Source organism: Actinophytocola sediminis (assembly GCF_054779715.1).
The window spans coordinates 234,166-257,941 of the sequence record NZ_BAAGXS010000017.1; the positions used below are offsets into that span (position 1 = coordinate 234,166).

The 23,776-nt window shown below is 70.4% G+C and carries 25 protein-coding genes and 1 tRNA gene; 11 read left to right on the forward strand and 15 right to left on the reverse strand.

Annotated elements, in window-relative coordinates:
• Positions 1 to 27 precede the first annotated feature (27 nt).
• From ACYVIP_RS09955 to ACYVIP_RS10015, 13 genes are all read right to left on the reverse strand, one after another.
• Positions 28 to 3,747, reverse strand: a complete 3,720-nt coding sequence (locus ACYVIP_RS09955; protein ID WP_460394402.1) for an FkbM family methyltransferase — start codon at positions 3,745 to 3,747, stop codon at positions 28 to 30.
• A complete protein-coding gene (locus ACYVIP_RS09960; RefSeq protein ID WP_460394404.1) occupies positions 3,740 to 4,894 on the reverse strand; it encodes a hypothetical protein in 1,155 nt (384 codons plus the stop codon). The genes ACYVIP_RS09955 and ACYVIP_RS09960 overlap by 8 nt, the downstream gene beginning before the upstream one ends.
• A 95-nt stretch (positions 4,895 to 4,989) precedes the next feature.
• A complete protein-coding gene (locus tag ACYVIP_RS09965) occupies positions 4,990 to 6,069 on the reverse strand; it encodes an SHOCT domain-containing protein (RefSeq protein ID WP_460394406.1) in 1,080 nt (359 codons plus the stop codon).
• A 19-nt stretch (positions 6,070 to 6,088) separates the two neighbouring features.
• On the reverse strand, positions 6,089 to 7,417 hold the full coding sequence (locus ACYVIP_RS09970) for an alginate O-acetyltransferase AlgX-related protein (RefSeq protein WP_460394408.1): 1,329 nt from the start codon (positions 7,415 to 7,417) through the stop codon (positions 6,089 to 6,091).
• Positions 7,418 to 7,426: 9 nt separating this feature from the next.
• The gene (locus ACYVIP_RS09975) at positions 7,427 to 8,182 is read right to left on the reverse strand and encodes an ESX secretion-associated protein EspG (RefSeq protein WP_460394410.1); all 756 of its coding nucleotides are present in this window, start codon (positions 8,180 to 8,182) and stop codon (positions 7,427 to 7,429) included.
• A 16-nt stretch (positions 8,183 to 8,198) separates the two neighbouring features.
• Complete coding sequence (locus ACYVIP_RS09980) at positions 8,199 to 9,305, reverse strand: hypothetical protein (RefSeq protein ID WP_460394412.1); 1,107 nt, start codon at positions 9,303 to 9,305, stop codon at positions 8,199 to 8,201.
• Entirely contained in the window at positions 9,302 to 9,883 is a 582-nt protein-coding gene (locus tag ACYVIP_RS09985; protein WP_460394414.1) for a DUF3558 domain-containing protein, read from the reverse strand. The genes ACYVIP_RS09980 and ACYVIP_RS09985 overlap by 4 nt, the downstream gene beginning before the upstream one ends.
• A gap of 23 nt (positions 9,884 to 9,906) precedes the next feature.
• A complete protein-coding gene (locus ACYVIP_RS09990; RefSeq protein ID WP_460394416.1) occupies positions 9,907 to 10,212 on the reverse strand; it encodes a hypothetical protein in 306 nt (101 codons plus the stop codon).
• A 159-nt stretch (positions 10,213 to 10,371) separates the two neighbouring features.
• On the reverse strand, positions 10,372 to 11,331 hold the full coding sequence (locus ACYVIP_RS09995) for a lysylphosphatidylglycerol synthase domain-containing protein (protein WP_460394418.1): 960 nt from the start codon (positions 11,329 to 11,331) through the stop codon (positions 10,372 to 10,374).
• On the reverse strand, positions 11,324 to 12,028 hold the full coding sequence (locus ACYVIP_RS10000) for a class I SAM-dependent methyltransferase (RefSeq protein ID WP_460394420.1): 705 nt from the start codon (positions 12,026 to 12,028) through the stop codon (positions 11,324 to 11,326). The genes ACYVIP_RS09995 and ACYVIP_RS10000 overlap by 8 nt, the downstream gene beginning before the upstream one ends.
• Entirely contained in the window at positions 12,025 to 13,044 is a 1,020-nt protein-coding gene (locus ACYVIP_RS10005) for a glycosyltransferase family 2 protein (RefSeq protein WP_460394422.1), read from the reverse strand. Before ACYVIP_RS10005 ends, ACYVIP_RS10000 begins: the two co-directional genes overlap by 4 nt.
• Positions 13,041 to 14,780, reverse strand: coding sequence for a hypothetical protein (locus ACYVIP_RS10010; RefSeq protein WP_460394424.1), 1,740 nt, complete (start codon positions 14,778 to 14,780; stop codon positions 13,041 to 13,043). The genes ACYVIP_RS10005 and ACYVIP_RS10010 overlap by 4 nt, the downstream gene beginning before the upstream one ends.
• A gap of 88 nt (positions 14,781 to 14,868) precedes the next feature.
• Positions 14,869 to 15,150, reverse strand: coding sequence for a hypothetical protein (locus tag ACYVIP_RS10015; RefSeq protein ID WP_460394426.1), 282 nt, complete (start codon positions 15,148 to 15,150; stop codon positions 14,869 to 14,871).
• Between the two features lie 74 nt (positions 15,151 to 15,224).
• Between ACYVIP_RS10015 and msrA the strand changes: the two genes are divergently transcribed.
• The 5 genes from msrA (at position 15,225) to ACYVIP_RS10040 (ending at position 17,154) form a co-directional block, all read left to right on the forward strand.
• Positions 15,225 to 15,893 carry a peptide-methionine (S)-S-oxide reductase MsrA gene (gene msrA / locus ACYVIP_RS10020; protein ID WP_460394428.1) on the forward strand — a complete coding sequence of 223 codons (669 nt, stop codon included), beginning with the start codon at positions 15,225 to 15,227 and terminating at the stop codon, positions 15,891 to 15,893.
• 22 nt (positions 15,894 to 15,915) lie between these two features.
• A complete protein-coding gene (locus tag ACYVIP_RS10025) occupies positions 15,916 to 16,062 on the forward strand; it encodes a hypothetical protein (RefSeq protein ID WP_460394430.1) in 147 nt (48 codons plus the stop codon).
• Between the two features lie 48 nt (positions 16,063 to 16,110).
• Entirely contained in the window at positions 16,111 to 16,527 is a 417-nt protein-coding gene (locus tag ACYVIP_RS10030) for a type II toxin-antitoxin system RelE/ParE family toxin (RefSeq protein ID WP_460394432.1), read from the forward strand.
• Entirely contained in the window at positions 16,520 to 16,819 is a 300-nt protein-coding gene (locus tag ACYVIP_RS10035) for a helix-turn-helix domain-containing protein (RefSeq protein WP_460394434.1), read from the forward strand. The genes ACYVIP_RS10030 and ACYVIP_RS10035 overlap by 8 nt, the downstream gene beginning before the upstream one ends.
• A gap of 131 nt (positions 16,820 to 16,950) precedes the next feature.
• Complete coding sequence (locus ACYVIP_RS10040; protein ID WP_460394436.1) at positions 16,951 to 17,154, forward strand: helix-turn-helix domain-containing protein; 204 nt, start codon at positions 16,951 to 16,953, stop codon at positions 17,152 to 17,154.
• Between the two features lie 21 nt (positions 17,155 to 17,175).
• On the opposite strand, the gene ACYVIP_RS10045 is transcribed toward ACYVIP_RS10040, so the two are convergent.
• Positions 17,176 to 17,248, reverse strand: a tRNA-Gly gene (locus ACYVIP_RS10045).
• Positions 17,249 to 17,442: 194 nt separating this feature from the next.
• Here ACYVIP_RS10045 and ACYVIP_RS10050 point away from each other — a divergent pair.
• From ACYVIP_RS10050 to ACYVIP_RS10065, 4 genes are all read left to right on the forward strand, one after another.
• The gene (locus tag ACYVIP_RS10050) at positions 17,443 to 18,888 is read left to right on the forward strand and encodes a sigma-70 family RNA polymerase sigma factor (protein ID WP_460394438.1); all 1,446 of its coding nucleotides are present in this window, start codon (positions 17,443 to 17,445) and stop codon (positions 18,886 to 18,888) included.
• Positions 18,889 to 18,963: 75 nt separating this feature from the next.
• Positions 18,964 to 19,401, forward strand: coding sequence for a DUF983 domain-containing protein (locus ACYVIP_RS10055; protein ID WP_460394440.1), 438 nt, complete (start codon positions 18,964 to 18,966; stop codon positions 19,399 to 19,401).
• A 27-nt stretch (positions 19,402 to 19,428) separates the two neighbouring features.
• Complete coding sequence (locus tag ACYVIP_RS10060) at positions 19,429 to 20,295, forward strand: Fpg/Nei family DNA glycosylase (RefSeq protein ID WP_460394442.1); 867 nt, start codon at positions 19,429 to 19,431, stop codon at positions 20,293 to 20,295.
• A 36-nt stretch (positions 20,296 to 20,331) separates the two neighbouring features.
• Positions 20,332 to 21,612 carry a GAF domain-containing sensor histidine kinase gene (locus ACYVIP_RS10065; protein ID WP_460394566.1) on the forward strand — a complete coding sequence of 427 codons (1,281 nt, stop codon included), beginning with the start codon at positions 20,332 to 20,334 and terminating at the stop codon, positions 21,610 to 21,612.
• Between the two features lie 4 nt (positions 21,613 to 21,616).
• Here ACYVIP_RS10065 and ACYVIP_RS10070 read toward each other — a convergent pair whose 3' ends face one another.
• Positions 21,617 to 21,916, reverse strand: a complete 300-nt coding sequence (locus ACYVIP_RS10070) for a hypothetical protein (protein ID WP_460394444.1) — start codon at positions 21,914 to 21,916, stop codon at positions 21,617 to 21,619.
• A 57-nt stretch (positions 21,917 to 21,973) separates the two neighbouring features.
• Between ACYVIP_RS10070 and ACYVIP_RS10075 the strand changes: the two genes are divergently transcribed.
• Positions 21,974 to 22,846, forward strand: coding sequence for a S49 family peptidase (locus tag ACYVIP_RS10075; protein WP_460394446.1), 873 nt, complete (start codon positions 21,974 to 21,976; stop codon positions 22,844 to 22,846).
• A gap of 72 nt (positions 22,847 to 22,918) precedes the next feature.
• Complete coding sequence (locus ACYVIP_RS10080) at positions 22,919 to 23,758, forward strand: LytR/AlgR family response regulator transcription factor (RefSeq protein WP_460394448.1); 840 nt, start codon at positions 22,919 to 22,921, stop codon at positions 23,756 to 23,758.
• Positions 23,759 to 23,776: the final 18 nt, after the last annotated feature.

Genomic DNA, 23,776 nt, shown 5'->3' on the forward strand with positions numbered 1-23,776 from the left:
GATCACACCGCGCGACAAGCTACCTGATCAGGCTGGTGGGCGAAGCCAAAGCGTGACAAAACCCTCTGCGGTGTCCCGCGCCAGCCTGACCACGGCCTCGTCCGAGTCAACCACGTCGCCTGCCAGGAACCGACCGGCTTCGGCCGCCTCGACCACGTCGCCGGTGACCGGAACCAGCTGGTAGCCCCAGGACCGGTACTCGGCGAGCACCTCGACCGGCCGCGCGCCCGCCTGCTCGATGTCGTCCGGGTCGAACTCGGTCAGCACGTGTGGCCTGCTCGCCCGCAGCACCGTGGCCATGCCGGCCAACGCCCGGTGGTCCCGGCCCTGCGCGTCGCACTTGACCACGTGCACGCGTTGCTCGCCGAAGCCGGCGAGCCCGTCGAGCCGCAGCCCGGCCACCTCCAGCGCACCGGCCGGGTCGATCCGGTTGTCCCCGGTGTTGCCCTCGTCGGACAGCGCGAGGCGCAGCGGACCGTCGCTGTCCCAGGCCGCGCCGTCGACGACGGTCAGCCGCGCGGCGACCTCCGGCGTGACGTTGGCGGCCACGTTCAGCGCGAGCAGCTCCCGGACCGGGGGCCACGGCTCGACCGCGTACACCGTGCCGCGCGCGCCGACCAACCGCAGCGCGCGGACGGTGAAGTACCCGACGTGCGCGCCGATGTCGACGAACACCCCGCCCGCCGGCAGCAGCGCGTCCACCAGCCGCGACTCGACGGCCTCCCAGCTGCCGTAGCGCCGCATCCACGGCAGCACCACGGTGTCCTGCGCGGGTAGCCGGATCGGGCCGATGTCGGTGACCACGGTCTGGCTGGTGTCCGCGGGCGCCGGGCTGACCAGGTCGTGGTGGCGCAGCAGACCGGTACGCAGCAGCGGCACCTCGGCGGTCAGCTCCGTGGTGGTCGCCTCGATGGCGGTCATCCACTCGGTGCGCTCGTGGTGCAGGCGCATGATCCGGTGTTCCAGCTCGGCCAGCTCACCGCCGAGCTGGTTGGCCTGGTTGCCGATCCGCCGGTCCATCTCCGCCGGCAGCTCGCGCAGCGTGCCGGCCACCTCGGCGTTGATCGTCTGCTGGCTCGCGCGGTTGCCGGCCTGGGCGTGTTCCAGGCGTTCCAGCCGGGCGAGCAGTTCCTGCTGGCCGGCGGCGAGCTGGCTCATGCTGGCGCCGACGCCGTCCATCAGCTCGGTGAGCACCGTGCGCTGGTGGTGGTCGTAGTGGTCGAGCACGCGCAGGATGCCCCGGCGCAGGGCGCCGGCCATCGGGGCCTTGCTGGCCACGGCCGGGTCGGCCCGCCAGCGCAGCGCCTCCCGGCTGTGCTGGAACGGGGCGAGCGGGCCCGGCTCCTGGTGGTCGGCCCGCCGGTGCAGCCAGGTGGCGTGCGCCTGCTCGATGGCGGTGCGCACCCAGTGGGCGGCGGCCGTCGCGGAGCGGGTGGACAGCACGTGGTTGCGGGCGGCGGCGCCCCGGCGCAGTGCGGCGGCCGGGTTGTCGGCGATCTGGCGCAGCGCGGCCGCGGCCGCGTCGGTGTCCGGCTCCGCCCAGTGCGCGTCCCGGGGGTAGGGCTCGTTGCCAGGGCCGACCTTGACCAGCCGGTAGGGGATCGGCCAGCCGGTGTCCTCGGTAAGGAACTCGGCCGTGCCGCCGTAGTTGGTGGCCACCACCGGCAGGCCGTGGGCCATCGCCTCGGCCACGGTCAGCCCGAAGCCCTCGCTGCGGTGCAGCGACAGGTAGGCGTCGGCGGTGTCGAACAGCTTCACGACCTCGTCGGCGCTGAGGTAGCCCTCGATCAGCTCGATCCGGTCGTCGCCGGCGGCGGCCATCCGCAGCCGCTCGCGGTCGCCGGGGTGGCGTTCGCCGTTGATCGTCTTGAGCACCAGGCGCACGTCGTCGCGGTCCGGGAAGGCCGAGGTGAACGCGGTGATCGCCGCGGTCGGGTTCTTCCGCTCGAGGATGCTGTTGTGGTCGAAGACGAACAGGAACCTGGTGTGCCCGTCGGCCTTGGGCAGGCGGGTCGGCACGTCCTGGCCGAGCGGGTCGCGCACCGGGACCGGGAAGGTGCGCACCGGCACCGGGGAGTGCTCGCGGATCGCGGCCGCGCAGAACTCGCTGATCGTCCAGATCTCGTCGACCTGGCCGAACGCCGGGTGCATGGCGGGCGGGAACGAGTCCAGCTCCCAGGACCACACGCCGATCACGTACCGGTCGCGGGCCAGGTCGGGGTGCATGCGCAGGGTGGGGCCGGTCATGTCGGCGTTGACCACCAGCACGCTGACGCCGTGCCGGGGGTCGCCGATCGCGGCGTCGGCCGGCAGCGGGTGCGCGGTCCGGCTGACCACGGTGAACTCCTCGACCGCGGTCGCCACCGGGACGCCACTGGCCACCACGGCCTCGTGCACCAGCCGGCCGAGCTCACCGACGCCGAGCTCCGCGGTGAGGTAGCCGAGCACGTTCGCGCCGAGGTCGTCGACCACGGGCACCGGCTGGGCGGCCGGCAGGTCGGCTACCGCGTTCGCCGGCAGCTCACGCTCGTTGGCCCCGGAGGTGCGACACCAGTGCCGGTAGCCCTCCGCGTCGGCGTGCAGCGGGTCGGGGTAGACCTGCCGCAGGTCCTCGCGGGAGCGCCAGAGCGCCTCGGCCCAGCGGGACAGCCCGGCCTGCTCCTGGGCCGGGGTGGCCGGCTCGACCGCCCAGCGCAACAGGTCGGCCGCGGTGTCGCCGCCGAACGGGTTGGGCGGCACCGGCGTGCCCTTGCGTTCCGAGTCGACCCAGGCCGCCCGGTACACCCGGCGCAGCGAGGTGGACACCGAGGTGCCGTCGGGCAGCAGGTTCCACCGGTACGGGATGTCGTCGAGTGCCTGCCGGTAGCCGGCGTCGAACAACTGCCGGCGGTAGCCGGCGGCCAGCTCGGCGAACACCGGGTACTCCGAGAGCAGCACCCGTGGCTTGTCGGCGTAGTGCGTGGTGGTCAGCCACGGCTTCTCCGGCCGGTAGCCGGAGTAGTGCACGAACCGCAGCGGGTGGTCGTTGGCGGTGAGCGTGCCCTCGGCGGTGCGGGCCAGCTGGCGCTGGTAGACGTTCCAGTAGGCGACGTTCCAGCCGGGGTCGGGCACCACGGTGTTGCTGAACAGCGCGGGCACGTTGTCCACCCACCGCTGGTCGGTGAACAGCTGCTCGGTGACCGAGGAGATCGCGTCCTGGCGTAGCCGGTCGGCCCAGAACCGCAGGAACGGCGCCGCCTCGCGGGAGACGCCGATGAACCCGAGGTTGAACACGCCGGAGGCCATGATGTCGGCCTCGCTGGGCCGCAGGCCGTCGCGGGGCATCGGCTCGAGCACATGCGGGGTGAGCACGATCTCGTGCGCGGTGGCGAGCACCCCGACCTCACCGGCGAACGCCCCGAACACCTCGATGTCCGGGTCGAGGTAGATGGCCACCTCGTGGTCCTCGAGCAGGGTGGTCAGCAGCCACGGCTTCACCGCGGTGCTCAGCTCGGTCACCGTGTAGGCCAGCGCCATCCGGCCGAACTCGTCCTGGTCGAGCGAGATGTCGTTCGGTCCGAGGAACCGGATGCCGGGCAGTTTCGCGGTCAGCTCGGCCAGCTCGTCGGTGTCGGCGTCGATGACCAGTACCGCGAAGCCGGCGTCGGGGTGGTGCCGGCGGAACGACTCCGCGAGCACCCTGGCCGCCGGCATGTAGTTGCGCGCGACGATGGTTCCGGCGCAGATGCCGGCGGCCGGCTCAGCCATCCGCCGGCAACTTCTCGAGCTGGTTGGCGAGCACCTCTTCGAACAGGTCCTCGGCGCCGTCCTTGCCCTGGGTCTCGAGCCGGATCACCTGGTTGCCCGACGCGTAGTGCGCGCGGTACAGCGGACCGCGGCTCGCCTCCGGGTTGGTCGCGGCCAGCACACCTTCCGGAGCTTCCAACTCGGCGAGCGTGAACCGCAGCTGCAGCGCGGCGAGCTCGTCCCGTGCCTTGATCGCGGCGGCCTCGTCGGTCATCGTCACGACGATCATGATGACCCGGATCTCGTTCTCGACGGAGATCGCCACGGCGGACTCGCTGGCACCACCTGCCTGGTAGAGCGCGATCTCCTGGGGGGTCAGGTACCCGATGCCCTCGATCTTCTCGAACGAGTCGATCTGTGACATGTTCTGCGGGTCACCAGGCAGCTCGGCGATCGGCCCCTCCGGGGTCTCCGAGGTCGGCGGCGCGGACTGGCTGTTGGCCGGCGGGTCGCCCTTCGGCGGGTCTTCGGCCTGCTTGCTGTCCGGGCCGAACATGAAGTACGCGCCCGCGGCGACCCCGAGCAGCACGACGACGATCGCGATGATGCCGAACACCTTGCCGGCGCTGGACTTCTTCTCCGTGTCGAAGACCTCGGGCCCCTGTCTGGCCCAGTCCGGGGTGCCGGCCGCGGCCAGTGGCGGGAAGTCCTGCCCGGCCCACGGCGGAGCGAGGTCCTCCTCGTTCTGCCACGGCGGCTGGTTGGGCTGCGGGAACCCGCCCGGGGGCGATGGCGCCGGCCGGGGCGGGTAGGCGGCCTGGGCCTGCGGCGGCACGCCCGGCACGACCTGGGTGCGGTTGGGATCCTCCGGCGGGGTGGCCCGCCAGCCGCCGACCGCCTGGGTGCGGTCGGAGTCGCCAAGCTGCTGACCGGACACGACCTGGGTCTTGTCCGCGTCCGACTGACCGCCCTGGCCCTGTTGGTCAGGCTGCACGGCCTGCACGGGCGGCATCATCGTGGTCGACTCCGCCGCGTCCGGCGCGGGCTGCGCGCCCGGCGAGACCGCGGTGGACAGGATCGCGTCCCGGCGCGACCGGTAGTCGTCGGCCGAGATTCGCCCGGCGGCGAGCTCGTCATCGAGCTTGCGGAGTTCGTCCTGCCAGGACACCCTGGCCCCCTTCCGTCTGACCGGCCGCCGACTCGGCGTACAGATCTACGTTCGCCCCGAACGTGGATATTGTGCATGGGACCTGCCGGTCGGCTTCATTCGGCTGGAAGCCGCTCGGTCAGCGATCCGAGGATCTTCTGGAACTCGGTCCGCAGCGCCGCCTCGTCCCCCTTCGGCGGACCGGAGACATTGAGCTGGACCCAGGTGTCGCCGGTGGCGTAGACGGCGATGAACGTGCGGAACGTGGCGTCCACCCTGGTGATCACCGGCGGGTCGTTCGGCGAGACCTTCTCCGCCGGGGCGAACCCGGCGCGCTGCAGGTGTTCCCTGGTCAGCACCGCGACCCCGTCCGCGCCGTTGGCCGGCGGGATCGGCGAGGCGACCAGCAGGTAGCCGACCCCGCGCTGGATCGCGCCGCGGTAGGCGACCTCGCTCGCGCCGTTGTCGGCGAGCAGGGTCGCGTAGGTCGGGGTGAACAGCTTCAGCTCACGTGCCTGGTCCAGGGCCATCGTGCCGTTGTTCTCGTTGGCCTTGCCCGGCAGTTCCGGCAGCAGCCCGGCGATCTGGTCGACGCCGGCCTGCTGCTGCTCGGTCGTGCTTGGCGGTGGCTGGTTGGCGGTGTTCTGGTCGCCGTCGTCGCGCAGCAGGAACCACCACACACCGGCCCCGACGAGCGCCAGGACCAGCAGCGGCACCAGGAAGCGCATGAACATCGCGCCGTTCGCCGAGCTGGTCTCGGCGAAGACCTCCTGACCCTGGATGGGCGCCGAGCGGTAGGGCGTCGGGCGCACCCCCGGCGGTCCCAGCTGCCCCGGCGCGCCGATCGGCGGCGCCTGGGGGAGTGGCGGTGGCGGGGGTTGGGTCCTGGGGATCTGGTCGGCGGTGACCACCTGGGTGGTCTCGTCCTCGACGGTCACCTCGGCGGCCGCCGGCTGCGGCGGGGCGTCCACCTTGACGACCAGGGTGGTCTCGGCCGAGACCACCGCCTCCTCGTCGTGCGCGGCCTTGGTCTCGGCGGCCGCCCACAGGTCATCGCGCGACTGCCGGCCGGGGGCCGGGGCGCCGCTGGATGCCTCGGCGAGGATCTGGTCGCGGGACTTGCGGTACTCCGCCGCGCCGATCTCTCCCTTGGCGAGGCGCGCGTCGAGCTGGCGAAGGCTCTCCTGCCACGTCATCAGTTTCAGGTCTCTTCCACTAGCGGATCGGACGGTTCTGCGTTTCCTGGCGAACGAGGTCGATGAAGGAGTCGTTGAGCAGGCTCAGGTTGCCCCGGGCGATGTTGCGCTCGACGACCTCCAGGATGACCACCTCATTGTCGCCGATGGTCCGCGCGACCAGTCCCGGGTCGGGGTCGATAGTGCTGTAGTACAACTGCGTCGAGTCGGCGAACGCGGCCGGCAGGTAGGACGACACCGGCAGGGTGAAGGAGTCGCCGAGCAGCAGTGTAGGGCGCTCGATCATCCCGTCCAGTGGCTCGGAGGTCCGGCGGACGGGTTCGCGGAGGTCGTTGATGGCCGAGGCGGTCCGGTCGGTCTCGCCGTCGGGGGACAGCCGGTAGCTGGTCGACTCGTTCGTGCCCTGCTGGCCGATCAGCGGCGGCAGGTCGGCGGTCGACTCCCGCTCACCCCGGCTGGTGATCTCCCAGTCGGCGCTGATGCCCGGCTCCAGCCGTTCGGCGACCTGGCGGACCATCTCCACCGCGCCCTCGTTGGTCCAGTGCGAGTCGAGCGGGAAGAACACCGGCCGGCCGAGCTCCTCGGCTGCGGCCGCCAGGGGTGGCCGCATGTCGACCGCCTTGGCCACGCGGGACAGCTGGCGCCACAGGTTCGGGGTCGCCTCCTCCGCGCAGTCCTTGCCGGCGTAGCTGTCGGGGAGGTTCTCGGGCACCATCGTGGACTTGTCCGGCACGGCGACCAGCATGAACTCCCGGCCGGAGTCCTCGACGACCTCACGCAGCTTGGCGAGCTGGCGGGCGGTCTCGTCGATCGGGCGCCGCGGCTGGCACTTGGCGATGACGTCCTGACCGAAGTACAGCCAGCCGTCCTCGCCCTCGATCACCCGGCGGTACCCGGCGGCGTCCGGCTCGTTGGCCGGGTTGTCCGGCTCGGTGCTCTGCTCGTCCTCGGAGTTGCCGGGGCTGCCGGGCAGCGGGCCGGAGGGGGTGGTGGTGCCCTGGTCGAACGGCGCGGCCTCGCCGAAGAAGGTGCGGCTGACCCAGTCCGCCGCCTGGATGGCGCCGCCGCGGAAGACGAGGTTCTCGGTGGCCCAGGGGTCCATGTCGGTCAGGAAGTCCCAGCCGGTCCAGATGCTGGGGAAGCTCGCGAGCTCGTGGTTCTCCAGCTCGGCCGGGCGCATGCCGAACAGCCACATGAACGTCGGGGTGGTGAAGAAGACCAGGGCGCTGATGAGCGCGGTCAGCTGCCGGCCGCCGTGGCGGGGTCGGTGCAGCGCGTGCTCCCGCGGTAACCACGCCTCGTGTACCGGGGGGAGCCCGTCGATCGGTCGCCGATCGTCCAAGGTCACGGCGTTACGTTAGCTGGCGTGGTCATTCGGTGTCCGTGAGTTGCCGACAGTCGCGCCGGGGGAGCGCCGCAGCCGCAGCTCGGCCACCAGTGCCGTGCGGGTGGCCGGCCGGATCTCCAGCAGGTCGTCGGTGGCGGTGACCAGGTAGCGGCCGTGGACGGTGTCCACGTAGTCGACCGGGCGCTCGCCGTCGACGGCGTACAGCTCGCCCGCGCCGGTGGTGGGTGCGGAGATCAGCCGCTTGGCCGCGCGGACCTCCGGCCGGGCACGGCGCAGCCCGACCCCGCCATCGGTCGGTTGGCGGCCGGACTGGTCGGTGCGGTGCAGGTCGGCGCGCTCGACCCGCAGCGGCGGCCCGGTGCCGGCGGCGATGTCGGGTAGGTGGGCGACCAGTCGTTCGGCCAGCCGGTGGCGGTGGATGCCGCGCAGGGCGACGGTGTCGCCGGTGCGGACGGCGAGGACCGCCTCCCGGCCGATGGCCGCGGCCAGGATCGAGGTGGTGCGGTGGTCGTGGGTCAGCCAGCCGTGGAACCCGACGTCCGGCCGGCACAACACGGTCAGCGCGGCGGTGACCTCACGGTCGACGCCGCTGGGGCGTTGGCGCCAACCGAGGCGGGTGAGGTGGTGCTCGACGCGCTGGTCGACCTGGTGGCTGGTGGTCGGGTCGCGCCACACGGGCTCGGGGGCGATGGCGAGGTGCGGCTCGCCAAGGCCCAGCCCGGCCACCAGGTCCGCCAGCACGCGCGCGGGAAGCCGTACCGGCACCGGCAGCACCACGGCGTCAGTTCTCGTCCAGCCCGATGGTCGCCGGCGCGACGACCTCGACGCCGCCGAACAGGGCTTCCGGGTCGGGTTCCCGCAGGTAGTCGGGTGCGCGGCGGTCGGTGTCGTCGTCGCGGCGCTGGGCGCCGACTGGCAGGCCGCTCATCGTCGAGCCGCGGCTGGTCCCGGCGCGGGGCTGGGTGCCGGATGCGGTTCCCTGGCGGGGTTCGGCGGTGAGCCGGGGTGTGGGGGTCGGGGTGCTGGTGCCGGCCGCGGCGGGTGGGTCGGGCATGGGGACCGGGCTGAGCAGGCGTTGCGGCGAGACACCACTCGGGGCGACGCCCCCGGCCTGGGCGGTGGTGAAACCGGCGGGTGGGGCCTCGGCTGCCGCGGTCGCCGGCTCGGGCTTGGCAGTGGGTGCCGGTGCGGCGGGGTTCGGGGGATCAGTGGGTAAGGCCGCGCGTTCCGGCTGGGTTGCCGGCTCGGCGCGTGTCGGCTCGACGGGTGGGGACACCGTGGCGCCACGGGGATCCGGGCCGCTCGCGTCCCGCGCACCGCCGGGTGCCGGCTCGGCGCTGTCCGGACCGTCGATCCACGCGCCGGCCTGGCCGAGCGTGACGCCGGCGGAGGTCAGCGTGCCGTAGGACATCGGCAGGTGCACGGTGTTGTGCTCACTCGCCCGGGAGTAGCCGTCCATGACGTCGACGTTGTGCTGCGCGGCGGTGTGGTGGGCGTGCAGCTGCTGGACGTAGCTCGCCGCGTGCTCGGGCGAGGCGAGCCGCCACGGGTTCACCTCGGTGGGCGCCGGCGGCACCGGCTCGACCCGGTTCCGCGCCTCGATGAACGACCCGACCTGGCGGTTGGCGAGGTCTTCGGCGATCGACAGTTCACGCGCGGCCAGCTCGTGCTCGATAGCGACTGGCCGGACCCGTCGCCTGGCCCCCGCGCCGGCCGCGCCCTCCCACGCGGACTCCAGTTCGCGCACCAGTTGGCGCACTTCGTGCGCGAGATCGTGGTATCCGAGCGCCACGTCTCCCAGGATCTCGGCGCTCCCGCCAATTCCGCCGGTACCAGGGCCTTTCCGGAAATTCGTGAAGATCTGCTGGCCGTCGTACTGGGGCGTCACGCGATCTCCTTCAGCGTCGTGATTACCGCGTCGGCAACGGCTTTCGCTCGTGCGCACGAGCCGGTCGCGTCCAGCTCGCCGAACTCCGAGGTGCGAAAGGAAAAGGTGTTCGAAATACCGACAGAGATGTTGCAGGCGCCCTGGGCGCGTTGATCCGCCGCGCTGTGAAACACGGCTGGGTAACCCTGGACCAGGGTCTCCTCGAAGTACTCCTGGGTCTCGCGTGCGGCGTACAACCCGCCGAGGCCGTGTTTGTCCCCGGTGACGAAGCCGACGTCGATCGTGCTGTCCAGCTCCGGTGTTCCGTGCCAGATGCACTGCGGGCCGACATGCTCGGCGATCGCGCCCTCGGTGTTGGGCTGACCCGGCCGGACGATCCCGAGATCGGCCAGTTGCGCCTGGCTGAGCGCCGCGCAGGGATCGCCGATGAACGGGGACGCGTCCAACGGAGCCCTGACGTCCGGCGCTCCGTTCGCCGGCGCAGCTGTGGACGATGTCGGCCGCGTGGGCCGGTCGCCCGCGACCGGCTCCCCTCTGCTGGTGCCGCCACATCCGGCCAGCAGCACGGCGGCCAGCATCAACGGTACGGTCCGGCGGTGCATCAGCCGCCGCCAAGGCGGCGCAGCTCGTCGATGTTCTTCTGCTCGACGGCCAGGTAGTGCGCGCGGGAGGCGGTCAGCTGGTCGAGATAGTCGGTGGCGTACTCGGACAACGCCAGGCAGTGCCGGAGGGCCAACTCCAGCGACTCGACGTACCTGACGGTTTGCCGCTTGCTCGGCTCGTCCCAGGCAGGCGCGAAGACCAGCCGGATCGCCTGCTCGAAGCTCGTCGCGTTCGCCTTGATCCGGTCCACGACGGACGTCCATTGTTTGTCGATCCGGTCCAGGTGGGCGAGATCGACAAGCACCTGGTTTTCCGCGGCGCTGGTACTGGATTTATTATCATCATTACCTGCAGGGCCTGTCACGGCCATCCCTCCCCAGAGATTATCCGCTGCTGCGGACAATACTGGGAGCTGTGGAATTACTGCAGAGGAAAACTGGAAAGAGGGCTGAAACTGACCACTTTAAGGGGTGATTTTGGCAGAGTGGACACGGTCGCGCTTGGCGCGGATCAGGCCGTAGCGTAGAGCCAACAACATATCGGCCACCGTGTGTCCCACCCGCAACACCAGGCTCACCGTGGTCGCCGCGGCCACGCCAAGCAGCGGGGTCAGCGCCAGCACCAACACCGCTTCCCGCGCCCCGACCCCGGCCGGCGCGATGAACACCACCAGCCCCACGATCCAGCCGAGCGCGAACGCCCCGGTGCACACCAACGCGAGCGTCACCACCGAGTCGGTGAACGGGTCCGCCAGCAGATAACCGGCCGCCCCGTACCCGAGCCACGCCGGGAACATCCACGCGATCGGCGCCACCAGACTCGACCAGCGCAACACCGGCGGCGTCGACCCCGTCCGCCCGGCCAGCTTGCGCGCCAGCCAGTTGATCACCTTGGGATGCAACAGCACCAACGCCAACGGCAGGCACACCCCGGCCCACCCGAACCGCCCGACCAGATCCGGCTGGCTGATCAGCAGCAACCCGCCGACCAGCACCGAGGTCACCGCGTGCACCACCAGGAACACCGACCCGGCAAGCAGCGCCATCCCCCCGGGCACCCCGTGCTCCCTGGCGAACTTCACCTGCGCCAGGAACGGCCAGATCGACCCCGGCAGGTACTTGCCGACCTGCGCGGGAAAGAAGATCTGCCGGGCGGCCCCGGAGCTGACCCGCGAACCGAGCGCGGCCAGGCAGTGCTTCCACACCTCGGCGGTCGCCAGCAGCCCGAGCACGATCCCGGCCAGCGCCAGCGGCAGCCGCCACCAGTCGATCAGGCCGAGCGACTCGACGACGTCGGGCAGCTGGTCGCGCAACGCCCACCCGGCGAGACCGACGGCCACCACCACGAAACCGACGGCCAGCAGGTCTGCCCGCCTGCTCGGTTTCGGTGGCGCGGGCGCGTCGGCACTCGCCTGGTCAGTCACGCCAGATCAGTCCGGTGGTGGTCGGGTACGGCAGGGTCGGCGTGCCGCCCTTGAGCAGCTCGATGCGCAACCCGGGCAGCGCGGAGATGACGTCCCAGTACCGCTTGCGCTTGATGTTGTCGAAGACCACCACGCCGTCGTCGGCCAGGTGGTCCATCGCCCGGCGGAACGCGTCCACCCTGGCCCGGCCGTCGACCACGATCAGGTCGAACGGGCCGCCGACCTGGTCGATGGTGGAGACGTAGTCGGCGAAGTCGAGGTCGGTGTGCCCGACCCGGCCCGAGCGCACCACGGTGTCCTCGGTGGCCGCCGTCGGCGCCACCGCGTGCAGCCGCACGCCCGGGGTGTCGCCGATCATCTCGCGGACGAACTCGACCCACTCGGTGTCGTGCTCGACGCTGTCCACCTGGCCGGACCGCTTGGCCAGCCACACGGTGCTCGCGCCGGCGCCGTACTCGAAGATCCGCGCGCCCGGCCGCTCGCCGAGGAACTCCTCGACCCGGACCATCGCCGGGTAGCTCCACCAGGCCAGGTCCATCTTGGCCAGGTCACCGGCGTCGAAGATGGAGAACAGCGTGCGCAGGTGCCGCACCTTGGGCGACTCGCTGCGCTCCAGCCGGTCGAGCAGCCCGGTCTTGTCCGCGGCCTTGCGGACGGTCTTCACACCGGTGACGTACGCGCCCCGGATGCCACTCATTTCGCCCCCAGCGAGGTCTTCTTCGATGTCGGTTCGGTCAGGTCTGTCGGCCGCAGTGTCCTGGTGCGCTCGGCGATCAGGTCGGTCGCCTCTCTGCGGTTGGCCGTTCGGTGCAGCACGATCTCCGCGATCAGCCCGATCGAGATCATCTGCACGCCGAGGATGACCAGCAGGATGCCGAGCATCAGCAGCGGCCGGTCGCCGATGGCCTCGCCGCCGAAGATCTTCACGATCGTCAGGTAGGCCAGCACCAGGAAGCCGAGCAGGCCAGAGGCCAGGCCGAGCCCGCCGAACAGGTGCGCCGGGCGGCGGCCGTACTTGGTGATGGTCATGACCGTCAGCAGGTCGATGGCGCCGCGCACGTAGCGCTCGAAGCCGTACTTGGACTTGCCGTGCTCGCGCGCCCGGTGGTTCACCGCCAGCTCGCTGACCTTGTAGCCGGTCTGGTGGGCGAGCGCGGGGATGTAGCGGTGCAGCTCGCCGTAGAGCGGCACCCGGCGGTACACCTCGGTGCGCGCGGCCTTGAGCCCGCAGTTGTGGTCGTTGAGCTTCAGGCCGGTGATCACGCCGGTCATCATGTTGAAGAACTTCGATGGCAAACGTTTGCCGATCGGGTCCTTGCGGTCGGCCTTGTGCCCGCTGACCAGGTCGGCGCCGGCGTCCAGCTCGGCCAGCAGCCGGGGCACCTCCGCCGGGTCGTCCTGCAGGTCGGCGTCCATGGTGACCAGCCGGTCGCCGCGTGCCTCGTCCACGGCGGCGGCCAGCGCGGCGGCCTTGCCGAAGTTGCGCCGCAGCCGCAGCGCGTGCACCCGGGGGTTGGCCTCGGCCAGCTCGCACATCACCGGCCAGCTGCGGTCCACGCTGCCGTCGTCGACGAAGATCACTTCGTAGGCGGCGTCGGACATCGTGGCGAACGCCGTGTCGATCTCCTCGACCAGCGTGGCCAGGGTCGCCTCTTCGTCCTTGACCGGGATCAGGACGCTGATCTCCACGGTGGGTGGTTGTTCGATTGTCACTGTTCGTCTCCGGTTTCGCTGACCTGCGGCGGGAGCCAGTGCATGGCCCCGCTCTGGTAGACGACCACGATTCGTGTCTCGTCGGTGACCGGGCCGAGCACCTTGAAGCCTACGTCGGGCGGCAGACCCCAGTACTTGCCGGTGACGTCGCCGCGCGGCAACTGGCTCACCCCACCGCCGACGATCTTGTCGTCCTCGTCCACCACGACCGTGCACAGCACCTGGTCGGCGCCCCGGTTGGTACCGCCGGTGGCCCACCCGGTGATCAGGTCGGCCTCGCCGCGGTCCTCGATCGAGTTGACCATGCCGACCCGCTCGGTCGGGCTGCGGGTGCCCGGCCCCGGCAGCTCGTCGGCCTCGGACAGGTCGATGGTCTCGCCGAGCTCCGGGCCGCCGCAGCCGAGGGAGAAGGAGTCGTTGAACGGGTAGTGGGACAGCACCCGCAGGTCGGGCTCGAGCTCGTGCTCCTTGGGCAGCACGGGGCCGAGCGAGTCGCCGAAGCCGGCGCGGATGGCGACCGCCTCCAGCGGGTGCTCCTTGATCGCGGTGCGCAGGTCGGCGGCCGTCGGCAGGCCGAGGGTGAACCCGACGACCCCGATGCCGATCACGGTGACCGCGATCTTCTGCCCGTTGCGCCGCATGCCCTTGTAGAGCACCGCCGAGATGATGACCAGCAGTGGGATCGCGGCCATCACCGCGAGCGAGGAGTAGCGGCTGGTCAGCCCGAACTCGGCGCCGAAGTCGATGCGCGCGGTGGCGATCATGCCGCAGGCGAGGATGCCGTAGCAGCCAAGCGCCCACCAGAACCGCAGTGCCTTGTCCTGGGCGGCCCGGTTGCTCATCAGCACGATGTAGACGACCAGCGTCAGCGCGCCGGCGACGACCGCGAAGCCCGCGTTGTCGGCCGTCCACATCTTGCCGACGATGGTCAGGAAGGTGAACATCAGCGAGCCGATGTCGTTGGCCGGGGTGCCGCCGATCCAGGTGTTGGGTTTGAGGATGTACCAGATGCCGACGACCACCACCCCGATACCGAGCGGGGCGATCCGGTAGACCCAGCGCTCCTTGCGCAGCGTGGCCAGCAGGGCCAGCGCTGGCCAGAGCGCGAACGCGGTGCCGTAGCTGGCGGTGGCCAGCAGGCCGGCGACCCAGGCGGCCCACCACTTGCCCCGGCTGGCGAGGATCAGCGAGATGACCACGATGAGGTTCGCGGTGAGCCACGCGGAGCCGCTCATCGAGCGCACGAACATGTGCATGCCCTGCAGGCTGAAGATCAGCGCGGACGCGCCGACCACGAGCCCGGCCCGCACCAGCGCCGGCAGCGACCTCGGCAGCACGGAGCGCAGGAGTAACACGGTGGCCGCCGCGATCACGATGACCAGGTAGCCGAGCACCCGGTTGTCGCCGTCGGCGAGCTTCGCGTCCAGCCAGTAGAGCAGGGACGGGATCATCAGCGGGTGCTCGTTCTGCGGGGTGAAGATGCCGCCGAGCTTGAACGAGCCGTCCGGGTTGGTGATGCGGATCAGGACGTACCAGTAGTCGAGCCACTGCAGCTTGCCCGCGCGCGAGACCTCGACGATCATCGCGAACACCGGGACCAGCGCGAGCAACTCGACCAGCCGGGCGATGTTGGTGTCGGTCAGCCGTGCACGCCACCCCGGGGTGCTGGTCGGCTCCTCCGCGGCCTCGCCACCGTGTGGCTCGTCCGCGTCCTTCCTCAACACCGTGCTGGTCACGACCGATTTCCTCCGCGCGTATTCGTAGCCCCGCCGAACGGCGACGGTCAATACCATTCCAAAGCCGTTTTGGCGACAGACGCGCGGCCTACGTATCCGGTTCGTTCTCTCTGTTCACCGCGTCCGCGACCGGGCGCCCGACCAGCGTCGTCTCGTCCCGCGTGCCGACGATCTGGGTCATCTCGCCCGACGGTGCCTCCCAGGCCGCCGACCGAGGGATACGCACCGGTTTGGCCGGCTGGGTGCTGGCGGCGGCCTCGCGGTCGGCCTGCGCCAGCAGCTCCGCGCTGCGGGCGCGGTACTCGTCGGTGCTGATCTGTCCGGCGGTGAGCCGCTCGCCGAGCTCCCGGAACTGTTCCTGCCACCCCATGGGGAAGTTGTTACCACGTGCCGGTGTTGTTCTCGGTGCGTGGACCGGGCGTTCGGCCTACGTAGAGTGGAGGTATGGCGTTGTTCGGGCAAGACAAGTCACAGTTGGTCGACCAGTCCCAGGCGCTCGCGGGGAGGGAGGCCAGCATGCCGATCCCCGACCGGCACGCGGTGTTCACCGACCGGCCGATCGCCCCGCCGTTCCCGGCGGGCCTGGAGACCGCGGTGTTCGGCCTCGGTTGTTTCTGGGGAGCCGAACGGGTGTTCTGGCAGACCCCCGGGGTGTACACGACCGCGGTGGGCTACGCCGGCGGTCACACCAGGAACCCGACCTACGAGGAGGTGTGCAGCGGCCGTACCGCGCACACCGAGGCGGTCCTGGTCGTGTTCGACCCCGAGCAGATCAGCTACGACGCGCTGCTGAAGGTGTTCTGGGAGGGCCACGACCCGACCCAGGGCATGCGGCAGGGCAACGACCTCGGCACCCAGTACCGCTCGGCGGCGTACTACACCTCGGATGCGCAACGCACGGCGATCGAGGAGTCACGCGCGGCCTACGAGGCGGCGCTGACCAGGAGCGGCCACGGTCGGATCACCACGGAGGTCGCCCCCCTCGGCGAGTTCTACTACGCCGAGGACTACCACCAGCACTACCTGAGCGACGCCAAGAACCCGAACGGCTACTGCGGGTTGGGCGGCACCGGCGTCTCCTGCCCCATCGGCCTGGCGACCAAGGAGTCCTGAGGTCCCCAGCATGGTTCCTGCGGTGGCGGCTGTGATGTCGATCGACGATCTTCGCGCCCTGGAAGTGGCGGAAGACGAGGCTGATCTGCTGGCGGCACGTGAGGCGCTCGCTTCCGCGGAGCGTCGCGTACCGCCCAGCGAGGTCCTGGCCGGACTTGATATCCGCTGACTGGTGCCCTACGTCATCGAGTAGACGGCACCCACCGCCTGACTGAGCGTGGCAACGCATCCGCGCTTCACTCTGCGCTATATCGCGCTGCGTTATAGCATCAATGGTATGTCGTGGGGTACGGTGGAGTTGGAGCCGGAGGTTTGCACGTGGTTGGAACAACTGCCAACCGCACAGTTCGCGCGAGCGACGTTCTATATCGATCTCCTCGCTGAACACGGTGTACTGCTCGGTGAGCCGTACACCCGACAGTTGGACGGCAAGTTGCGCGAACTGCGGTTCTATCTGGACAGTGATGCTGTTCGGGTTACGTACTGGATCGCATCGGGTAGGCGGATCGTGTTGCTCACGGTGTTTCGCAAGACGCGGATGCGCGAGGAGCGGGAGATCGAACGAGCAAGGCAGGCGTTGCGACGATGTGTGGATGAACAGCATGTAGCGGATGAGGGTGAGAGTAATGGCTGACCGCGAGAAATGGCGCGAGCTTCGTGACCGGCGGATGGCTGAGCCTGGTGCCGAAGATGCTTACGAGACTGCGCGTTTGGCCTTCGAGTTGGGAAAAGCTGTTCGTGAACTGCGTGAGCGGCACGGTTTGACGCAGGCGCAGCTTGCTGCGGCCGCCAGCATGACTCAGCCTGCGGTGGCGCGGTTTGAGGCCGGGGGCACGGTTCCGACACTTCCGGTACTCGAACGCCTCGCCAAAGCATTGGACGCGAAACTGGTCGTGCGTTTGGCTGCGCAAACATCAGCGGCGTAGCCATGAGGCGCGCGGTGGTAGCGCACCCTCGATGAAGGGTGATCCCGAACCCTGGCCATGATCGACGTTACGGTCGGCGATGATCAGGGCAAGCTGTCCGCAGAGATCAGCTGAACCGGGAGGGCACGAGCATGAGCACCAACGACCGTCACGAGGCCGAGGACTGCGGCCGGCTGGTCAAGATCGCCCGCGATGAGCGTGGGTGGACGCGCCAGCAGTTGGCCATGGCCGCCGGCGTGACCGAGGCGGACATCGCCGACTTCGAGTCGGGGCGGGTTTCGCCGGTGGAGCCGTTGCTCTCCCAGTACCTACGAGCGACGGGCCACTCCCGTTGACCGGAGTGGCCCGTCTCGTTGAGCGGACGACGGGATTCGAACCCGCGACCCTCACCTTGGCAAGGTGATGCGCTACCAGCTGCGCCACGTCCGCGTTGCGCGTCCTGGATTCTAGCCGATGCGCCAGGCGGCCCTCTGCTCGACCGGCCGCACGCCGTCATTGGGCCGAACGGTCTAATACCTTCGTAGGTATCACTTTCCCGTTCTTAACGTTTGCCGTCCATACCAAACGTTCCTGTGGCATGTTGAGCCAATTCCCGTGGCGGCCGGGAGGAGGTGCCGGGTTCTATGACCGGCGAGGTTCCAAGAGTGTCAACGGCAGACGATTCCTCGGAGGATCGCACGCTGTTGGCCAGGCTTCGTGCGGGTGAGGACGCGGCGTTCGGGGAGCTGTTCTCCCGACACTCCGCCGCCGTCTACCGGCTCGGCCTGGGGTTGGTCAACGACCGGGCCGAGGCCGAGGATCTCACCGCCGAGGCCTTCTTCCGTGTTCTGCAGGCCATCCGGCGCGGCTCGGGGCCCGTGGACAACGTGCGTGGCTACCTGCTGATCGTCGCCCGCCGGGTCGCCTGGGAGTGGAGCCTGCGGCGCCGGGACGTGCCGGTCACCGACGAGGAGCTCACCCACCGCGCCCCGTCCCACCCGGACACCAGTGGCGCGCTCACCGAGCGCAACCTGATCCGCCGGGCGTTCACCAGCCTGCCGGAGCGCTGGCGCCGGGTCCTCTGGAAGATGGAGGTCGAGGGCGAGCGGCCGGCCGCGGTGGCCATCAACTTCGGGCTCAGCCCCAACGCCACCGCCGCGCTCGCCCGCCGTGCCCGGCAGGGTCTGCGGGCGGCTTACCTGCAGGCCCATCTCGCCTCCGAGCGCAGCGCCACCGGGTGCCGCTCGGTGTTGGAGAAGCTCGGCGCCTACACCGCCGGCAGCACCAGCGGCATCGAGTACCGCCGCATCCGCGCCCACCTCGCCGGCTGTGCCTCCTGCACGGCGATGCACGCCGAGCTGCGCGACGTCTGCTCCGGCCTGCGCGCGCACGCCGCTCACCTGGGCATCCCGGCCGTGATCGCGGTCGGCGCGATCGCCGCACAGGCGACAGCGACCACGGCCACGGGCGCCAGCGGGTTCGGGCTCGCGGTCAAGGGCCTGCTGGTCACCGCCAAGACCCAGGTCGGGCTCGCGGTGGGCTCGGCGGCGGCGATCGGCGTGCTCGGGCTCACCGTCACCCTCGGTGGCGACGGCGCGGACGCCCCGGTCGACTTCGCCGGCAAGCGCGGCATCGAGCTGCGGATCACCGACCCGTCGACCAGCACGGTCAGCTCCACGCTGCACGCGGCCGAGGGCGAGCTGACCACCCAGGCCGAGCCGACCACCGCCGAGCGACCGGCACCCGCCCCGACCGCCGAGCAGCCGGTCGTGCCGACCTCCCACCAGCCGCCGTCCCCGGACGGGGGCACCGTCACAGCCACGCCGCGCAGCGGCGAGACCTTCGACGAGAGCGCCCCGGTGCTCTACCGGGAGACCACCGTCGAGCGCAACACCCAGGTGGACGGCGACCTCACGATCGTGCGGGAGACGACGACGGTCACCGAGAAGAACTCCCTCGACCAGTCGCGCACGACGTCGGAAACCGTGACGTTCACCCAGAGCGCACCACCGCCCACCTCGAGTGATGGGCAGCAGACGGTCCAAACGGCCGAAACTACCGGGTCCACCAGCGCACCGGACGGCCAGTGACAGGTGCGTAGCGGGGCCTGGATACGTCATCATTGAACCGATGTTCCCGACCATGCTCGGCGCCGGGAGGCCTCAATGACGCGCAACGTCACCGGCACGGATGGACGTGTCTGGACCCTGCACAGCCAACTGGAGTGGCAGCGGGACAAGGAAGCGGACGAGTTCGAGCACGACGTGGCGGTCGGCAACGCCTCGGCCGTGATGCTGTTGGTCCTGGTCGTCGCCCTCGGTGCGGTTCTCGTCTTCTGGTCGCCGGAGGGGCTGGTGGTCCCGTTGTGGGTCGGCCTGCTCGTCCTGCTGGCCTTCCTCTTCTTCCCCACCCGCTGGGCGCTGCGCCGGCCGTGGAAGGTCGTCGCGGAGACCGGGGACGACGGCGAGGGCAACCCGACCGAGAAGTGGGAGGGCATGGTCCGCGGCGTGTTCAACGTGCGTGCCCAGATGAAGCTGATCGCCAAGAACATCCGGGTCGACTCCCGCCCCGGCATCGAGGGACCGCTGCAACTCGTGGCGTAATCGGCGGAATCGGGCAACACTGGCCAGGTGCCAGAACTACCCGAGGTCGAGGCGCTCGCCCAGCACCTGCGCGAACACGGCGTCGGTCGTGCCGTGGCCAGGGTGGACGTCGCGTCGTTGAGCGTGCTCAAGACCGTGACCCCACCGTGGACCGAGCTGCACGGCCGGACGGTGACCGCCGCCGGCCGCCACGGCAAGTTCCTCGATCTGGACTGCGACGGCCTGCACCTGGTCATTCACCTGGCCAGAGCCGGCTGGCTGCGCTGGGCCGACACCATGTCCGCCGCGCCGCCCCGGCCCGGCGGCAAGGGGCCGCTCGCGCTCCGGGTGCACCTCGGCCCGCCGGGCAAGGGCCCCGGCTTCGACCTCACCGAGGCCGGCACGAAGAAGGGTCTGGCGGCCTGGATCGTGCGTGACCCGGCCGAGGTGCCGGGCATCGCCGCGCTCGGCCCCGACGTGCTCGCGCTGACCCGCGACGAGTTCGCCGCCGTGCTCGCCGGCCGGTCCGAGCGGCTGAAGACCGCCCTGACCACGCAGAAGATCATGTCCGGGGTCGGCAACGCCTACTCCGACGAGATCATGCACCTGGCCAAACTGTCGCCGTACGCCACCGCCGGCAAGCTCACCGACGAGGCGGTCGACCAACTCCACGACGCGCTGCGCACGATCCTCACCGACGCGGTCACCCGATCGGTGGGCCAGCACGCGGCCACGCTCAAGGGGGAGAAGCGCTCCGGACTGCGCGTACACGGCCGGACCGGCATGCCGTGCCCGGTCTGCGGGGACACCGTGCGCGAGGTTTCCTTCGCGGACAAGGCTTTCCAGTACTGCCCGACCTGCCAGACCGGCGGCAAGCCGCTCGCCGACCGCCGGTTGTCCCGGCTGCTCAAGTAGGGGGTCGCTTGCCACGGGCCACTCGTACGGTTGAGCATTGACCACGTGACCGACCTGTTGACCGAGCGAGCGATGGTGGGCGCGCTCGCCATTCTTGTCGTCGCCGGCTTGTTCGCGCTCGTGGTCCGTCGCCGTAAAGCAGAGGGCTCGGTGGACGACGCGGTGCTCGACGCCGTGCAGCGACTGTCGAAGGCGGCCCCCGCGATGCGCAGTGGGCTCACCGAGGAAGCCGCCGACCAGGCGGCGAAACACCTGGTGGAGATGCTCAAGTGCGTCGCCATCGGGCTCACCGACGCGTCGGGCAGCCTGCTGTCCTGGGACGGCGACGCCAACGAGCACTACGACGACCTGACCGACGCCATCGCGGTCGCGATCCGCAACGGGCAACGGGCACACATCCACCACACCAACCTGACCTGCGACCACCGCGGCCGCTGCCCGATGCGCACGGCGGTGATCGTGCCGCTGATTCCCGACGGACACGTCGAGGGCACGCTGATCGTGGTCGGCGGGGTGAACTCCAAGCGGCTGATCCGGGCCGCCGACGAGGTGGCCAAGTTCGTCAGCATCCAGCTGGAGCTGGCCAAGCTCGACGAGTCCAAGCAGGCGCTGGCCAAGGCCGAGGTGCGGATGCTGCGTGCGCAGATCTCCCCGCACTTCCTCTACAACGCGCTGAACTCGATCTCCTCGCTGATCCGCACCGACCCGGAGCGCGCGCGCGACCTGTTACAGGAGTTCGCCGACTTCACCAGGTACTCCTTCCGCACGTCCGGCCAGTTCACCACGCTGGCCGAGGAACTGCGCAACATCGACCGCTACCTCACGATCCAGGCCCAGCGCTACGCCGAGCGGCTCAACGTCCGGATCAAGATCGCCCCCGAGGTGCTGTCGGTGGTGGTCCCGTTCCTGGTGCTGCAGCCGTTGGTGGAGAACGCCGTCCAGCACGGCCTCTCACCCAAGCCCGGCGGGGGCACGGTCACCGTCGTGGCCAGGGACAACGGCAACGAGGCGCTGATCAGCGTGGAGGACGACGGCGTCGGCATGGATGCCGACCGGCTGTTCGCCGACCTGCGCGACGCGCACAAGACCGGCTCGCACGTCGGCATCGGCAACATCAACCAGCGCATGCGCTCGGTGTTCGGCGACGAGTACGCGCTGATGGCCGAGACCGCTCCCGGCGCCGGCATGAAGGTCATCCTGCGGGTGCCCAAGTACTTCCCCGGCGTGCGCCCCGACCTGCCGAAGTTCGGCCTCAACGAGGACGAGGAACAGCGCGAGGCGCCGTCGACCGACGTGCCGTCACAGGTCGTGCCGTGAGGCGCTAGTACCCGGGGCGGCGCCAGGACACCCGGCCGTCCACCAACTCCGCGTCCAGTCCGGGCACCAGGTCGAACTCCCAGCACGTGCCGACGTACTGTCCCCGGTCGACCGAGCCGAACACCGACGCTCCCGGGTGCGCGGTCATCGCCGCCAGCTTGTGTTCCACCCACGCCTTGGCCGAGGCCGCCGAGCAGAACTCGGCGACGTCGAGCTGGGACATCGACGAGCCATCGCCGGTCCCCAGCCACGCTCGCCAGGTGCGCTGGCCAGCACGTTCGGCAGTTCGCTCCCCACGAAACATGATCAGACCCCCCGCTGTACAGGAGGCGCGAGCGCCGAACGGGATACGGTTGGGAACATGAGGGAGCTCGTTTCCGAGAAGCTGGCCGCGCGACTGCCCATGTTCGGTGACCGGGGCAGCGGCAAGCCGGTGGTGGCCGTGGTCAAGCTACATGGGGTGATCACCCCGACCCCGTCTCCGCTCGCGCGTGGCGCGATCAACATCAACACCGTGGAGTCCGCGCTGACCCGCGCGTTCGACCACGACCGGCTGCGCGCGGTCGCGCTGGTGGTGAACTCCCCTGGCGGGGCGCCGACCCAGTCCGCGCTGGTCGCCGAGCGGATCCGGGAGCTGGCCGACCGCAAGAAGGTCCCGGTGCTCGCGTTCTGCGAGGACGTCGCGGCCTCCGGCGGCTACTGGCTGGCCTGCGCCGCCGACGAGATCTTCGCCCACCGCTCGTCGCTGGTCGGCTCGATCGGCGTGGTCAGCGCCGGGTTCGGGCTCAACGGCCTGCTGGAGCGGGTCGGCGTGGAGCGTCGGGTCTACACCGCGGGCGCGCACAAGGTGCGGCTCGACCCGTTCCGCCCGGAGCGCGACGAGGACGTCGAGTGGCTCAAGAGCCTGCAGGGCCAGCTGCACGACCAGTTCGTCGACTGGGTCCGCGAGCGCCGGGGCGCGCGCCTGACCAGCACCGAGGAGTTGTTCACCGGCGAGGTCTGGACGGGTGCGAAGGCCAGGGAGCTCGGCCTGATCGACGGGGTCGGCAACCTGCGCGAGGTGATCACCGAGCGCTATCCGGACGCCGAGATCAGCGTGGCGGAGCCGAAGCGTCCGCTGCTGGCCAGGCTGGGTGTCGGCTCGGCGGCGGGCGTGTTCAACCCGGCCGACCGCGTGTTGGCCGCCGTCGAGGCGGTGGAGGTACGCGCCACATGGTCACGATTCGGGCTGTGACGGGCACTACAATCACCCGGTGGAAGTAAGCATGGCCTCGGGCATAGACAGTTCGTTCTTCCGATCGGCAAGATGCAGCTCACCGTGAGTACTTCAACGAACCCCTCGGGCCTCGTCGTGCTGGCAGTGGACGACGAGAAGGACGGCATGGACCTCCTGCTGGAACGGTTGGAGGCCAACCGCTTCGTGCGCCGCGTGCTGCCCGCCTTCGACGCCACCGAGGCGCTGCGCCAACTCGGTGGCGACGATCCGGAGCTCAACACCCGGCGCAACTCCGGGCTGCCGATCGTCGACGCCGTGTTCTCCGACCTCAAGATGCCCGGTCTCACCGGCATGGAGATGGCCAAGGTGCTGGCCGGCTTCAAGCCCTCCCCGGTGCTGGTGTTCATCACCGGCCACGGCGAGGGCAACGACGCGGTCGACGCCTTCGAGCTCGGCGCGGTCGACTTCATCCCCAAGCCGTGCGACCAGACCCGGATGGACCGCGCGGTCCAGCGGGTCATCTCCAAGCTGCGCGGCGACGGGCTGGCCGGCCAGGCACAGACGGCCGTCGGCGGCCAGGAGCCCAACGACGACGAGGTCATCCCGGTCGAGCTGGCCGGCAACACCAAGCTGATCCCGCGCTCGTCGGTGCGCTGGGTGGAGGCGCAGGGCGACTACGCCCGGCTGTTCACCAACGAGGGCTCGCACCTGGTGCGCATCCCGCTCGCGCAGCTCGAGGAGCGGTGGGAGAAGGCCGGTTTCGTCCGCATCCACCGCTCCTACCTGGTGCCGATCAACCTGATCACCGAGCTGCAGCTCGGCGGCAACGGCTACCACGTGGTCATCGGCGAGGAGGAGCGCAAGCTCCCGGTCAGCCGCCGCCACACCAGAGAGCTGAAGGACCGCATCACCCGCCGCGGCGGCGTATGACCCCCGCCCGCCGGTCCG

What these genes read in the sequence shown, in the direction of transcription:
- ACYVIP_RS10070 (WP_460394444.1), bottom strand. Translation starts at nt 21,916, where the DNA reads ATGTTTCGTGGGGAGCGAACTGCCGAACGTGCTGGCCAGCGCACCTGG.
- ACYVIP_RS09955 (WP_460394402.1), bottom strand. Translation starts at nt 3,747, where the DNA reads ATGGCTGAGCCGGCCGCCGGCATCTGCGCCGGAACCATCGTCGCGCGC.
- ACYVIP_RS10000 (WP_460394420.1), bottom strand. Translation starts at nt 12,028, where the DNA reads ATGAGTGGCATCCGGGGCGCGTACGTCACCGGTGTGAAGACCGTCCGC.
- ACYVIP_RS10040 (WP_460394436.1), top strand. Translation starts at nt 16,951, where the DNA reads ATGAGCACCAACGACCGTCACGAGGCCGAGGACTGCGGCCGGCTGGTC.
- msrA (WP_460394428.1), top strand. Translation starts at nt 15,225, where the DNA reads ATGGCGTTGTTCGGGCAAGACAAGTCACAGTTGGTCGACCAGTCCCAG.
- ACYVIP_RS09965 (WP_460394406.1), bottom strand. Translation starts at nt 6,069, where the DNA reads ATGACGTGGCAGGAGAGCCTTCGCCAGCTCGACGCGCGCCTCGCCAAG.
- ACYVIP_RS10035 (WP_460394434.1), top strand. Translation starts at nt 16,520, where the DNA reads ATGGCTGACCGCGAGAAATGGCGCGAGCTTCGTGACCGGCGGATGGCT.
- ACYVIP_RS09985 (WP_460394414.1), bottom strand. Translation starts at nt 9,883, where the DNA reads ATGCTGGCCGCCGTGCTGCTGGCCGGATGTGGCGGCACCAGCAGAGGG.
- ACYVIP_RS10075 (WP_460394446.1), top strand. Translation starts at nt 21,974, where the DNA reads ATGAGGGAGCTCGTTTCCGAGAAGCTGGCCGCGCGACTGCCCATGTTC.
- ACYVIP_RS10055 (WP_460394440.1), top strand. Translation starts at nt 18,964, where the DNA reads ATGACGCGCAACGTCACCGGCACGGATGGACGTGTCTGGACCCTGCAC.
- ACYVIP_RS10080 (WP_460394448.1), top strand. Translation starts at nt 22,919, where the DNA reads ATGCAGCTCACCGTGAGTACTTCAACGAACCCCTCGGGCCTCGTCGTG.
- ACYVIP_RS10050 (WP_460394438.1), top strand. Translation starts at nt 17,443, where the DNA reads ATGACCGGCGAGGTTCCAAGAGTGTCAACGGCAGACGATTCCTCGGAG.
- ACYVIP_RS10015 (WP_460394426.1), bottom strand. Translation starts at nt 15,150, where the DNA reads ATGGGGTGGCAGGAACAGTTCCGGGAGCTCGGCGAGCGGCTCACCGCC.